Below are 13,081 nucleotides of genomic sequence, written 5' to 3'. Positions count from 1 at the left end.
CATTCCTGGAGGAGCAGACCATGAAGATCTACCCCCAACCCGCGGAACTGTTCATCAGCGAGGCGACCGAGCAGGTCGACGAGGGCTGTGAGCGCTGCGGTGTCCGGCCGTTGGAGCGTTACCGGGTGGTCGACTACCGCGGTTGGTTGCGGGTCGTGAAATGCCGGTCGTGCCTGCACACCGCCGATGCGCAGCGGATCGAATCCCCGGTGCTGTCGGGGGAGTTGTAGTGCAAAGGCAGGCAATCGGCGAGATCGACCTGCCCGACGCCGTGCTGAGCACCGTCGTCGAACGTTGGGCGGCCCGCGATCCCGACCGGGTGTGCATCGTGCAGGACGACGGGACCGAGATCACCTACCGCGACCTCGACCAGCATGCCGCGGCCGTTGCCGCGACGCTGCGGGAGCGCGGCGTGGCGGCCGGCGATCGGGTGCTGACGTTGATCCCCAACGATGTTCGTGCGGTCTATGTGATGTTGGGCCTGAGCAAGATCCGGGCCATCGAGGTGCCGATCAATCCCGGTCTGGTCGGGGCCAGTTTGCGCCACGTCCTGCACGACGCCGCGCCCAGGGCGGCGGTCATCGATGCCCGACGACGCGGCGAGATCGAGGCGGCGCTGCCGGCGGGCTGCGGTCCGATCGTCGCGGTCTTGCCGGATTGCGGTGCAACTCCGGACACTCCGGACGTCCTCGACGCCCTCATCGAGAACAGCGCCGCGGTCGTGAAGACCTCCGCCATCGGGCCGGATACCGCATCGATCATGTACACCTCGGGAACCACGGGCCTGCCCAAGGGTGCCGTACTGCCGCATCGCGCCACGGTTCGCATGGGGGAGCGCACCGTGCAGGCCCTCGGGCTGACCCCAGAGGACACCTTGATCACCGTGCTGCCGCTGTTCCACGGCGGCGGCAGGTACATGAACGTGGGTGCCTGCCTGATCTCGGGTGCGCGACTGGTGCTGACCCGAAAGTTCAGCGCGAGCAACTTCTGGGATCAGGCCCGCAGCCACCGCGTGACCGTCGCGCACATGGTGGTGTCGATGGCGCATTTCCTGTTGGCGCAACCGGAGTCGTATCGCGATCGCGACCACCGCATCACCCGCGCGTTGATCGTGCCGGCACCGCAGACGCTGGTTGCCGCTTTCGCAGAACGCTTCGGCATCCCGATCTTCGAGATGTACGGCGCCACCGAGATCAACATCCCGATCCTGAACTCGGCGGAGGCCACCGTGCCCCTGGGCTCCTGCGGCCGGGCCGCCGCGCCCTACCGGGTTCGTGTCGTCGACGAGTACGATCGTGCGCTGCCGCCAGGGGAGGTCGGCGAGCTCTGCATCAGCTGCGAGGAACCGTGGTCGATGTCCACCGGTTACTGGAATCAGCCGGATGAAACCCTGAACGTGACGCGGAACTTCTGGTTCCACACCGGCGATGCGGGGCGGATCGACGAGGACGGCTACGTCTACTACGTCGACCGCCTCAAAGAGATGATTCGTCGCCGTGGAGAGAACATCTCGCCGCGCACGGTGGAGGACGCCATAGCTCCCATCGACGGCGTGGTGGAGTGCGGTGCCTACCCGGTGCCCTCCGAGTTCGGCGAGGACGAGATCGCTGTGGCGGTGGTCGCCGAGCCGGGCCGTGCTCCGAGCCTGGCGGCCATCGCCGCGGTCTGCGCTGAGGCGTTGCCCCGCTTTGCGATACCGCGCTACATCCGCTTCGTCGACGATCTGCCGAAGACCGAAACCGCCAAGGTCCAGAAGTACAAGCTCAAACAGCAGGGCCTGGCAGATGCGGTGGAACTACCGCAACTCACCGATCAAGGAGTACGTGAATGAAGTTGGACGGCCGCTGCGCCATCGTGACCGGCGCCGCTTCCGGGATGGGCCGGGCCACGGCGCAAACCCTGCACGACGCGGGCGCGAACGTGGTGCTGCTCGATGTCACCGAGGAACCGCTGGCGAAGATCGCCGCCGAACTCGGCGACAGGGCCGTTGCGGTACGCGCGGATGTCAGTGCTGCCGATGAGGTCGAGAACGCGGTCCGCACCGCCACCGAGCAGTTCGGTACCGTGCATGCCGCGGTCAATTGCGCGGGGATCCCGTCGATGATGAAGACCGTCGCCAAGGGTGGCGTCCCGCACAGCCTCGAGGTATGGCAGCGCGTGATCGATGTCAACCTCACCGGGGTCTTCAACGTGGTACGGCTGGCGGCCGCCCAGATGGTCACCAACGAGCCCGACCCGGACACCGCCGAGCGCGGCGTGTTGGTCAACATCGCCTCCGGTGCGGCGTGGGACGGCACTCGGGGCACCGTCGCCTACTCGGCGAGCAAGGCCGGCGTGGTGGGCATGTCGATGCCGATCGCCCGCGATCTCGCTAAGGACGGGATTCGTTGTGTATCAGTGGTTCCCGGGATATTCGAGACCGGGATGGCGGGGGAGGTGTCCGAGACGGTCCTGACCTCGCTGCAGGAATCGGTGCTCTTTCCCCAGCGGATGGGCGACCCTCCCGAGATCGGTCGGCTGATCGAGCACATCATCACCAATGCCTATTTCAACGCCACCTGCATCAGCTTGGATGCCGGGCTGCGCGCTCGCCATTAGGAGCTGATCAATCTCATGTCGAACATCTTGGAAACGTACCGGCGCGGCAGAGTGCAGTGGCTGCGCTTCAACCGGCCGGAAGTCCTCAATGCACTCAACAGTGAACTGCTCAATGCGCTGCGGGATGCGCTGGAACAAGCCAGCGCTGATCCGGATGTGCGGGTCATCGCCCTCACCGGCGCCGGCCGCGCCTTCAGCGCGGGCGGTGATCTCAAGTTCGTGCTGGGCGAGGTAGAGGAAGGCGCCACCGGTCCGGATGGGGTGGCAACCAGCGTCCCGGCCTTCACCGCACTGCGCAACTGCCCCAAACCGGTGATCGCCGCGGTCAACGGGCCCGCGGTGGCCGGCGGCTTCGAACTGCTGTTATTCTGCGACGTCCTCTTCGCTGCCGAGAGCGCCACGTTCGCCGACGGGCACGCCAACTACGGACTATTGCCGGCCGGTGGGGGCGCGGCCGTGCTGCCCCGACGGATCGGCCCGCAACGCGCCAAAGCCTTGTTGTTCAGCGGGGATCCGGTGTCCGCCGAGACCATGCGGGACTGGGGGATGGTGTACCAGGTGGTGCCCGACGACCAGTTGCAGGCCTGCGTGGAGCAGTTCTGCACCAAGATCGCCCAGAAGAGTCCGTTGGTTCTGCAGGGTATGAAGGAGGCGGCCAACGCCGCGCTGGATCACAACGAGGACCTCGGGCTTCGGCACGAAATGCTGCTGTTGCGAAACCACATGAGCAGCAAAGACTTCCATGAGGGGCTGACGGCCTTCACGCAGAAGCGCGCCCCCGTTTTCGAAGGACGGTAGGACATGGACGCATACATTCTCGGGGTCTACGCGACCGGCGTGGGCAAGTTCACGGACAAGGGCCCCAAGGACCTGACCCGCGAGGCCTACCTCGGGGTGCTTGCCGACGCGAAGCTCGCGGTCACCGACGCGATCGGCGCGGCCTGGTTCTCCAACATGCTGATGGAGAACCAGGGCCAGCCCTACCTCAAGGGTCAGTTGTGTTTCACCCCGTTGGTCAATGACGGACTGTTCCCGCGCGGGGCGCCGGTGACCAACGTCGAGGGCGGTTGCGCCGCGGGATCTCAGGCGTTCGGCAATGCCCTGCGCGAGGTGCAGTCGGGGCACAGCGACGTGGCATTGGCGATCGGCGTGGAAAAGATGGTCGATCCGGAGAATCCGCGGGCGGCGCTGCGCGGGATGGAGGGAGCACTCGACTGGCTGGATCCGCAGTCGTGGCGCGACCTGTATGCGCGCACCGCGGTGGCCAACGGGATGAAATTCGAGACCGCCCCGGAGCGCAGTTTGGCAATGGACCTCTACGGCATGTGGGCCCACACCCACATGCGGGCGTACGGCACCACGGCTGAGCAGCTCGCCATCGCGGCGGCCAAGAATCACAACAACTCGGTGCACAATCCGCGGGCGCAGTACCGATTCCCGCTGACGGTGCCGCAGGTGCTCAAGGACCGGATGGTCAGCGACCCGCTGACCCGGGCAATGTGTGCCCCGGTCGGCGACGGCGCCGCCGCAGTCCTGATCTGCTCGCAGTCCTACCTCGACAACTGTGCGGCCGAGGTGCGTAGGCGGGCCGTGCGGATTCGTGCCAGCGAGGTGGCGTGCGGCGTGTTCGACGCCTCGTGGGAGGACGACCGGGCGCCGGTGATCGCCGGTCGCCGCGCCTTCCGGAGCGCGGGTCTGACGCCAGCGGACATCGACCTGGTCGAACTGCACGATGCCAGTTCGTTCGCCGAGATCCACATCCTCGAAGACCTCGGCTTCTGCGGACGCGGCGAAGGCGGCGCGTTCACCGCGTCGGGAGCGACCGCGATCGGCGGCGAACTTCCGGTCAATCCTTCAGGTGGCCTGGTGTCCCGTGGACACCCGATCGGTGCCACCGGGTTGATGATGCTCAACGAGATCTCGATCCAGCTGCGCGGCGAGGCCGGCGGTAACGCGGTGGTCGACCCGCGCTTCGGCCTGGCCGAGAACGGCGGCGGGGTCATCGGGAACGACAACGCCGTGTGCGCGGTGACCATCTTGGAGCGCCCGGACCGCTGAACCGGTTGACACAGCGCCGACGCGGCGCCCCATGCTGCCGCGCCGGCACCGCCGGGATATCCGTCCGAAAACCTGAATAAATACTCTCTGGTCAGATAGGTTTGGGCCCCGTAACGGGTCCACCGACGGCGTGGTCGCGTGGCTCGCTGTCCATGGCCTCGACCGCCGTTCCGTTCGAGCCGGCGTTGGCCGGTGGTGCCCCGTGGCGGGATGCTGGCTCGGTCCTTCAAAGCAGCTGTAGATCAGCGTATTAACGGCGTGAGGTCCCGTGGCTTCCAGCGGGTTCGACGGTGCTGGCGCAATCAGCCGGGCGGGGCGGCAACTTGGACGGAGTCATCCTTGACAGCGCTGGACCCGCTGGTTAATCTCCGTCTAATAACTTTACCAACTAGTAAAGCTTCACTGGGTGGCGACGAATGCAGGAACGGTCCGGGGTGGTCCTGGGCCGTGGGCGTTTGTTGCCACCCGGGTCGGCGTGTGGTGTCGACCCTTGACACCCGAAGTGACACAGCTTACGTTCAGGGCAACTTTACCGGCTGGCCGGTAAAGCTCGCGGGAAAGGTGGACGCACGTGGCTGACCTGCGGCTAGGAACCGACTGCGATGCCTTCGAGGTTGCGTGTCGGGTACCGGAAGGGAAGGGGGTTCGGCTGTGACGATCACTCAGGCGGCCGCACGACCGGTGCGAGCGATCGGCGAGTTCTTTCTCATGTCGGCCGATACGCTGCGCCTGATCTTCAAGCCGCCGTTCGCCTGGCGTGAATTTCTGGCCCAGACCTGGTTTGTCGCACGGGTTTCGATCTTGCCGACGGTCATGTTGGCCATTCCGTTCACGGTGCTGACGGTGTTCACGCTGAACATTTTGTTCGTCGAGATCGGCGCGGCCGACTTCTCCGGGACTGGCGCCGCGCTGGGCGCGGTCACCCAGATTGGACCGATCGTGACGGTGTTGGTGATCGCCGGCGCGGGCGCCACGGCAATGTGTGCCGATCTGGGATCCCGCACCATCCGTGAGGAACTCGACGCTATGCGGGTGCTGGGCATCGATCCGGTACAGGCCCTGGTGGTACCCAGAGTGCTGGCCGCAACCCTGGTTTCGTTCCTGTTGGCTTCGGTCGTCACGATCGTCGGGATCGTCGGCGGCTTCTTCTTCTCGGTCTACGTCCAGCACGTCACCCCCGGGGCGTTCGTCGCCGGGATGACACTGTTGATCGGGCTTCCCGAGGTCATCGTGTGCCTGGTGAAGGCTTCCATATTCGGTCTGGCCGCCGCCCTGATCGCTTGCTACAAGGGTATTTCGGTGGGCGGCGGGCCGGCGGGGGTCGGCAACGCCGTCAATGAAACGGTCGTCTACTCCTTCATGGCGCTGTTCGTGATCAACGTGGTCGCCACCGCCGTCGCGGTGAAGGTGACGCTATGACCGCCACCGCACCCACGAAGCCGAGCAGCCAGTTCCCGAGGACCCAGCGGACGCTATCGCGCTGGGCGGAAAGCTGGAACCGACTCGGTCGCCAGACGCAGTTCTACGGCTACGCGCTGCGGGGTATCGGGGACGCCGTCGTCAACTACAAAGTCGAGTTGCTGCGCCTGATCGCCCAGATGAGCCTCGGCATGGGGGCCTTGGCGATCATCGGCGGAACCCTGGTCATCGTCGGTTTTCTCACCCTGTCGGCCGGCGCGTGGATCGCCGTGCAGGCCTACAACCAATTGGCCGATGTCGGGGTGGAGGCGCTGGCCGGATTCACCTCGGCGTTCCTCAACGTACGGATCACCTCACCGGCTGTGGCGGGTGTCGGACTGGCTGCCACGGTCGGCGCCGGTGCCACCGCGCAGTTGGGTGCCATGCGCATCAACGAGGAAATCGATGCCCTCGAGGTGATGGGTATCCGATCGATCGCCTACCTGGTTTCCACGCGCGTGTTGGCCGGCGTGCTGGTGGTGATTCCGCTGTACTGCATCGCCGTTCAGGTCGCCTTTGTCGCGGCCCGGGTCGGCACCACCTTCTTCTACGGGCAGTCCAGCGGCGTCTACGACCACTACTTCACAACCTTTCTCAACCCGGTCGACCTCATCTGGTCGTTCCTGCAGGCGATCGCGATCGCGGTGGTGGTGATGCTGGTGCACACCTATTACGGGTTCACCGCCTCCGGCGGCCCCGCGGGGGTGGGCGAAGCCGTCGGCCGCGCGGTGCGCGCGTCGCTGGTGGTATCCGCGTTCGTGACATTGCTTGTGTCCCTGTCCATCTATGGACAATCCGGCAACTTCAACCTGGCGGGGTAGCCCATGGAACTCCGGCATGATCGAGCCCTGCACCCCGGTTGGTGGACGTTGGTCCTGTTCACGGTCATCACCGCCATGGTGGTGGGGACCTGGGCGATGTTCACCCGTTCGTTCACCCCGCGCATCGCGGTCACCGTCACCTCGGACCGCTCCGGCCTGGTCTTGGAAAGCGGTGCGAAGGTGAAGATGTCCGGCATCCAGATCGGCTCCGTCAGCGCCATCCAGGGCGGCCACCAGCCGGTCCGCCTGGAACTGAACATCGACCCTGAGCAGGCGCAGTACATCCCGGCCAATGTCACCGCACAGATCAAGGCCACCAGCGCATTTGGCGCCAAATACGTCGACCTGGTGTACCCCGACGCAGCCGCCGACCAGTCGCTGCGCGCCGGGGCGGTGATCCCGGCGGACAACGTCAGCACCGAGGTCAACACGGTATTCCAAAATCTCACCGACGTGCTCGCACACGTTGACCCGGTCAAGCTCAACGGGGTGCTCGCGGCGGTGGCCGAAGGCGTTCGGGGACAGGGGGAGAACCTGGGCCGGGCCACGACGGCCGCCGACAACGTGCTCCGGGCATTGAATCCGCGGGCCGAGACGATCCGGGCCGACTGGCAGGCCGTGCAAGGCTTCAGCGACACCTACAGCGCCGCGGCCGCGGACATCCTCGCGGTGCTCGACGCCGCCACCACCACCGCGACGACGATCACCAGCCATTCGGACCACCTCGACAACCTCTTGATCAATCTCGCCGGAATGTCGCGCAGCGGCACCGATCTGCTGGGGCCGAACAAGGACGCCCTGGTCAACGCCGTCAACGTCCTCGAACCCACGACGCGCCTGGTGCACAAGTACGACCCGCAGCTGACCTGCATGCTGGTGGGCGGGCATTGGTTCCTGGAGAACGGCGGCTACGACGTCACCGGCGGGATCAACGGGAAGTCCGTCTCCACCGACGTCGCGCTGTTGCTCGGCGACGACCCCTATCGGTATCCCGAGCACCTGCCGATCGTGGGGGCCAAGGGCGGTCCCGGGGGAGCGCCCGGCTGTGGATCGCTGCCCATCGTGGACAACAACTTCCCTCTCCGCCAGCTGATCACCAACACCGGTTGGGGAACCGGATTGGACATTCGGCCGAACCCGGGCATCGGGATACCCGGCTACGCCAACTACTTCCCCTCCACCCGTGGGGTGCCCGAGCCACCCAGCATCCGCTACCACGGCCCGCCGGCCCCGGGCCCGATTCCCTATCCGGGTGCGCCGGCCTACGGTGCGCAGCTCTACGCACCCGACGGGACGCCGTTGTGGCCGGGGTTGCCGCCGGCCCCGCCACCCGGGCAGCCCCGGGAACCCGGCCCGCCGCCGCCCGGAAGCGAACCGTTCAATCCGCCGGCACCTCAGTGAAGGACACGTCGCTGCGATGAAAGTCGAAATGCGCCATATTATTTGGCGTTTGGCCATATTTCTGACGGTCAGCCTGCTCGCACTGTTCGCCATGTTCGCCGTGTTCGCTCAGCTGCGCTTCACGGCCGAACGGGACTACCGTGCCGAGTTCAGCAACGTCACGGGCCTGGAGAGTGGCGACTTTGTCCGCGTCGCGGGAGTCGAGGTCGGCAAGGTCACATCGATTACTCTGCAGCCCGATTCGAGCCTGCTGGTGCAGTTCACCGCCAGCGATGCCGTGGTGCTGACCGAAGGCAGCCGCGCCGTGATCCGCTACGACGACTTGATCGGCGGGCGCTACCTCGGTCTCGAGGAAGGCCCCGGCGCAACGGCGAAGCTGGCGCCGGGAGACACCATCCCGCTGGCGCAGACCGCACCCGCTCTGGACCTCGACGCGCTGGTCGGCGGGTTCCGGCCGCTGTTCCGCGCCTTGGATCCCGACCAGGTCAACGCCCTGAGCGGCCAGCTGATCCACGCCTTCCAGGGGCAGGGCGCCACGATCAACTCCTTGTTGTCGCACACCGCGGCCCTGACCAACACGCTCGCGGACCGGGACCAACTCATCGGTGAAGTGATCGCAAATCTGCACACCGTGCTGGGTGCGTTCGGCGACCAGAGTCAGCAGTTCGACAGGGGAGTGACAGCGTTGGCCGAACTTGTCGACGGTTTGGCAGTCCGCAAAACCGACATCAGTGCCGCGGTGGCGCACGCAGATTCGGCGGCGGGCTCCATTGCGGACCTGTTGCAGCAGGCCCGCCCGCCACTGACGAAGGTGGTGGCGGAGACCGACCGCACCGCCGGGTTGGTGGTGGCCGACCACGAGTATGTCGACGAACTGCTCGACACGCTGCCCGAGGCCTACCAGGCCCTGGGTCGCCAGGGGCTGTACGGCGACTTCTTCAGCTTCTATCTGTGCGACATCGTCCTCAAACTGAACGGGAAGGGCGGACAACCGGTGTTCGTGAAGGTCGCCGGTCAGAGCACCGGGAGGTGTGCGCCGCGATGACCACCTCGATGAGACGAAACCCGCTGGTCGTCGGGGCCGCCGGCATCGTCAGCGTCCTGGCGCTGGCCATCGGCGCGCTGCAATACGACAAGCTGCCGTTCCTCAACCAGGGCAACGACTTTTCGGGCTACTTCAGTGAAGCGGGCGGCATCACCACCGGTGCCGACGTCCAAGTGTCGGGGCTCAAGGTCGGATCGGTGTCCGGGATAGAACTCGACGGGCCGCGGGTCTGGGTGAGCTTCCGCGTCGCCCCGGACGTTCACCTCGGTGACCGTACCGAGGCGGCCATCAAGACTCAGACGATCCTCGGTGCCAAGGTTCTCGAGCTCACGCCGCGCGGGGATCAACCGCTCGACGGACCGATCCCCTTGGACCGCACCCGTGCGCCCTACGACCTGCCCGACGCGCTCGGCGACCTGACCACCGCGATCAGCGGGCTGGACACACACCAACTGTCGGACTCGTTGCGGGTGCTGGCGCAGACGTTCCAGGACTCCCCGCCGGATCTCGAGATCGCCGTCGAGGGGGTCTCCCGGTTTGCCGAAACCCTCAACAAGCGCGACGACCAGCTGCGCAACCTCCTGCACAACGCGAACAAGGTGACGTCGGTCCTCGCGGAGCGAACCGGTCAGGTGGTTGACCTCATCGCCGACAGCAATGCGCTGCTGGTGGCGCTGCGCTCGCAAAGCCAAGCGCTGGACCGCATCTCGGGAAGCATCGCCGCGGTCGCCGAGCAGATCAGCGGATTCATCAGCGAGAACCGCCAGACGTTGCGGCCGGCCCTGGAGAAGCTCAACGGAGTGCTGGCCATCGTCGACAATCGCAAGGAAGACGTACAGGAGTCGATCAAGCTGCTGAACTCCTATGCGATGTCGCTCGGTGAATCGGTGTCCACGGCACCGTTCTTCTCGGCCTATATCGCGAACCTGCTGCCCGGTCAGTTCGTGCAGCCGTTCGTCGACGCGGCCTTCTCGGATCTGGGGCTGGACCCGAGCGTGCTGCTGCCCTCCGAGCGCACCGACCCACCCACCGGCCAGGCCGCGACGCCCGCACTGCCCGTGCCCTTCCCACGCACGGGCCAGGGCGGCGAGCCCAGGATGACGCTGCCCGATGCGATCACCGGCAAGCCCGGCGACCCGCGGTATCCCTACCGCGAACCCCCGCCGGCACCCGCACCCGGTGGTCCGCCGCCCGGGCCGCCGGCCGAAACGCCGCCGGCGCTGGCCTCGGTACCCGAACCCACGCCGAGTCCGGTCCATGTGCCGGTGCCCAACGAGGTAGCACCGTCCGGAGAGGAGACACCGTGACCACATCGACGAAGTACCGGCTGGGGACCGCGGTCGTCCTGATCGCCGTACTCATCGGCGCGCTGGTCACGGTCTGGCCCGGCGATGGGCTGCGGCGCATCACGGTGGAGGGCTACTTCGCCAACAGCAACGGCATTTTCGTCGGCGACGAGGTGCGCATCCTGGGGGTGACCGTCGGCAAGATCGAGTCCATCGAACCGCAGGCGACCCGGGTGAAGATCCGGTTCTCCTACCCGGCGAAGTACGAAGTCCCCGCCGACGCGAAGGCGGTGATCCTGTCGCCCTCGCTGGTCACCGCCCGAGCCATCCAGCTGACCCCCGCCTACACCGGGGGGCCGCTACTCGAGGACGGCGCCGTCATCCCCGAGGAGCGCACCGCGGTCCCGGTGGAATGGGACGACTTCCGTGAGCAACTGGAGCGGTTGACCGAGACCCTGCAACCGACGGAGGCCGGGGGAGTGAGCACCCTCGGTTCCTACATCAACACCGCGGCGGACAACGTACGCGGCCAGGGAGCCGACATCCGCAACGCCGTCGTGCAACTGGCGCAGGCATTCTCGATGCTCGGCGACCACAGCGACGATGTCTTCTCCACCGTCGAGAACCTGTCGGTACTGGTGTCGGCGCTGACCAACAGCACCGACCTGATGCGCTACCTCAACCAGAACATCGCCTCGGTGACCGGCTTGCTCGCCAACGACCCGGACGAGGTGTCGCAGGCCGTGCGCAACCTCAATTCGGTGGTCGCCGACGTAGGCTCCTTCGTCGCCGATAACCGCGAGACGATCGGGACCACGACCGACAAGCTGGCCTCGGTCAGCCAAGCGCTGCACGACAGCCTCGACGACATCAAGCAGACCCTGCACCTGACGCCCAATGTTTTCCAGAACTTCCTGAACATCTACCAACCGGCCCAGGGCACGATGTCCAGCGCCCTGGTGATCACCAACTTCGCCGACCCGATCGGATTCATCTGCGGTGCCGTACAGGCAGCATCGCGGTTGGGTGCCGAACAGTCCGCCAAGCTCTGCGCCCAGTACCTGGCGCCGATCGTCAAGAACCGGCAATACAACTTCCCGCCGATCGGGGAGAACCTTTTCGTCGGGCCCGCGGCACGTCCCAACGAGATCACCTACAGCGAGGATTGGCTGCGGCCGGACTACATCCCACCGAACAACATCCCACCGAACAACATCCCACCGAACAACATCCCACCGAACGATAGCCTGGAATCCCTGATGCTGCCCTCCGGGAGCGGATCATGAGGGCAACGGTGGCCACGACCGCGCTGGCGATCGCCACCGCGCTGGCGGTATCCGGTTGCTCGGAGTGGCAGGGCGCCAACACGTTACCGCTCCCGGGGACCGCGGGCGGCGGGCCCGGCGCCTACACCGTGCAGGCGCAACTTCCCGACGTCGACAACATCGAGCGCAACTCCCGGGTGCGGGTCGGCGATGTCACGGTCGGCAACGTCACCAAGATCGAGTTGCAGGACTGGCACGCGCTGGTGACGATGCGGCTCGACGGCGATGTCGAGTTGCCGGCGAACGCCACCGCGACCGTCGGCCAGACCAGCCTGCTCGGTTCCCTGCACATCGAACTCGCACCGCCCACCGAGGTGCCGGCGACGGGGCGGCTGCAGGACGGGGCGCTGATCCCGCTGGCCTCGGGTAGCCGTTATCCCTCGACCGAGCAGGCGCTGGCCGCGGTCTCGCTGCTGCTCAACCAAGGCGGGATCGGCAACATTCAGGACATCACCCAGGCGTTGAGCACGGCCTTCGCCGGTCGGGAAGATGACCTGCGCAGCCTGATCGAGCAGGTCGACCTGTTCATCGAGCATGGCGAGAACCAGACCGAGGAGATCATCGGTGCCGTCGAGAGCCTCAACTCGCTCGTCGGTCAGGTGGCCGCGCAACGCCCCGTCGTCGACACCGCGCTGCGCACCCTGCCCGAGGCCCTGACCGTCCTGCAGGACCAGCGTGACACCCTCACCGACGCGCTGCACCAGATGGGCCGGTTCAGCGAATTGGCCGGGGAATCGGTCGATCTGACCAAGGAGAACCTGGTCAAGGAACTCGAGGACCTGGGGCCGGTGCTGAAGTCGCTGGCCGATGCGGGACCGTCGCTGACAAGGTCCCTGAGCTTCTACTCGACGTTCCCCTGGCCCAAGGAGACCATCACCAAGTGGCAGCGGGGCGACTATTCCAACCTCAGCGCGGTGATCGACCTGACGCTGAGCCGGCTGGACTCCTCGTTCTTCACCGGTACCCGTTTCGAGGGCGACCTGACGCTGCTGGAGTTGCAGTGGGGCCGCACCATCGGACAACTCCCGAGCCCCTACACGGCCGGCAACCCACTGATCGTCCCCTACCGAATGGACCAGGGCCGCTGAC

At 66.3% G+C, this 13,081-nt stretch carries 12 protein-coding genes; all 12 read left to right on the top strand.

The window, feature by feature from the left end:
• Window positions 1–20 precede the first annotated feature (20 nt).
• The 12 genes from EL338_RS13645 to EL338_RS13590 all read left to right on the top strand — a co-directional run bounded on the left by EL338_RS13645 (window position 21) and on the right by EL338_RS13590 (window position 13,080).
• Window positions 21–230 (top strand): hypothetical protein, encoded by a 210-nt coding sequence (locus tag EL338_RS13645; protein WP_126334241.1) that lies wholly within the window; start codon window positions 21–23, stop codon window positions 228–230.
• Complete coding sequence (locus tag EL338_RS13640) at window positions 230–1,831, top strand: AMP-binding protein (protein WP_163792155.1); 1,602 nt, start codon at window positions 230–232, stop codon at window positions 1,829–1,831. The genes EL338_RS13645 and EL338_RS13640 overlap by 1 nt, the downstream gene beginning before the upstream one ends.
• Window positions 1,828–2,598 carry an SDR family NAD(P)-dependent oxidoreductase gene (locus EL338_RS13635; RefSeq protein WP_126334239.1) on the top strand — a complete coding sequence of 257 codons (771 nt, stop codon included), beginning with the start codon at window positions 1,828–1,830 and terminating at the stop codon, window positions 2,596–2,598. The genes EL338_RS13640 and EL338_RS13635 overlap by 4 nt, the downstream gene beginning before the upstream one ends.
• Before the next feature lie 15 nt (window positions 2,599–2,613).
• Window positions 2,614–3,396, top strand: a complete 783-nt coding sequence (locus tag EL338_RS13630) for an enoyl-CoA hydratase/isomerase family protein (RefSeq protein ID WP_126334238.1) — start codon at window positions 2,614–2,616, stop codon at window positions 3,394–3,396.
• A 3-nt stretch (window positions 3,397–3,399) separates the two neighbouring features.
• Window positions 3,400–4,656: a thiolase family protein gene (locus EL338_RS13625; RefSeq protein ID WP_126334237.1), complete on the top strand. Its 1,257-nt coding sequence runs from the start codon at window positions 3,400–3,402 to the stop codon at window positions 4,654–4,656.
• 708 nt (window positions 4,657–5,364) lie between these two features.
• Window positions 5,365–6,075: an MlaE family ABC transporter permease gene (locus EL338_RS13620; RefSeq protein WP_126336855.1), complete on the top strand. Its 711-nt coding sequence runs from the start codon at window positions 5,365–5,367 to the stop codon at window positions 6,073–6,075.
• The gene (locus EL338_RS13615) at window positions 6,072–6,935 is read left to right on the top strand and encodes an ABC transporter permease (RefSeq protein WP_126334236.1); all 864 of its coding nucleotides are present in this window, start codon (window positions 6,072–6,074) and stop codon (window positions 6,933–6,935) included. The genes EL338_RS13620 and EL338_RS13615 overlap by 4 nt, the downstream gene beginning before the upstream one ends.
• 3 nt (window positions 6,936–6,938) lie before the next feature.
• Window positions 6,939–8,336: an MCE family protein gene (locus tag EL338_RS13610; protein ID WP_126334235.1), complete on the top strand. Its 1,398-nt coding sequence runs from the start codon at window positions 6,939–6,941 to the stop codon at window positions 8,334–8,336.
• A 16-nt stretch (window positions 8,337–8,352) separates the two neighbouring features.
• Window positions 8,353–9,381 (top strand): MCE family protein, encoded by a 1,029-nt coding sequence (locus EL338_RS13605; protein WP_126334234.1) that lies wholly within the window; start codon window positions 8,353–8,355, stop codon window positions 9,379–9,381.
• Entirely contained in the window at window positions 9,378–10,688 is a 1,311-nt protein-coding gene (locus tag EL338_RS13600; protein ID WP_126334233.1) for an MCE family protein, read from the top strand. Before EL338_RS13605 ends, EL338_RS13600 begins: the two co-directional genes overlap by 4 nt.
• The gene (locus EL338_RS13595) at window positions 10,685–11,953 is read left to right on the top strand and encodes an MCE family protein (protein WP_235666140.1); all 1,269 of its coding nucleotides are present in this window, start codon (window positions 10,685–10,687) and stop codon (window positions 11,951–11,953) included. Before EL338_RS13600 ends, EL338_RS13595 begins: the two co-directional genes overlap by 4 nt.
• The gene (locus tag EL338_RS13590; protein ID WP_126334232.1) at window positions 11,950–13,080 is read left to right on the top strand and encodes an MCE family protein; all 1,131 of its coding nucleotides are present in this window, start codon (window positions 11,950–11,952) and stop codon (window positions 13,078–13,080) included. The genes EL338_RS13595 and EL338_RS13590 overlap by 4 nt, the downstream gene beginning before the upstream one ends.
• The last annotated feature ends 1 nt before the right edge of the window (window position 13,081 follow it).

This window comes from Mycolicibacterium chitae (assembly GCF_900637205.1).
Taxonomy (GTDB): Bacteria; Actinomycetota; Actinomycetes; order Mycobacteriales; family Mycobacteriaceae; genus Mycobacterium; species Mycobacterium chitae.
This window is presented reverse-complemented; position numbering and strand designations above follow the sequence as displayed.

Coding starts and splice junctions, on each gene's coding strand:
- EL338_RS13645 (WP_126334241.1), top strand. CDS start 21: ATGAAGATCTACCCCCAACCCGCGGAACTGTTCATCAGCGAGGCGACC.
- EL338_RS13635 (WP_126334239.1), top strand. CDS start 1,828: ATGAAGTTGGACGGCCGCTGCGCCATCGTGACCGGCGCCGCTTCCGGG.
- EL338_RS13630 (WP_126334238.1), top strand. CDS start 2,614: ATGTCGAACATCTTGGAAACGTACCGGCGCGGCAGAGTGCAGTGGCTG.
- EL338_RS13625 (WP_126334237.1), top strand. CDS start 3,400: ATGGACGCATACATTCTCGGGGTCTACGCGACCGGCGTGGGCAAGTTC.
- EL338_RS13620 (WP_126336855.1), top strand. CDS start 5,365: ATGTCGGCCGATACGCTGCGCCTGATCTTCAAGCCGCCGTTCGCCTGG.
- EL338_RS13615 (WP_126334236.1), top strand. CDS start 6,072: ATGACCGCCACCGCACCCACGAAGCCGAGCAGCCAGTTCCCGAGGACC.
- EL338_RS13610 (WP_126334235.1), top strand. CDS start 6,939: ATGGAACTCCGGCATGATCGAGCCCTGCACCCCGGTTGGTGGACGTTG.
- EL338_RS13605 (WP_126334234.1), top strand. CDS start 8,353: ATGAAAGTCGAAATGCGCCATATTATTTGGCGTTTGGCCATATTTCTG.
- EL338_RS13600 (WP_126334233.1), top strand. CDS start 9,378: ATGACCACCTCGATGAGACGAAACCCGCTGGTCGTCGGGGCCGCCGGC.
- EL338_RS13590 (WP_126334232.1), top strand. CDS start 11,950: ATGAGGGCAACGGTGGCCACGACCGCGCTGGCGATCGCCACCGCGCTG.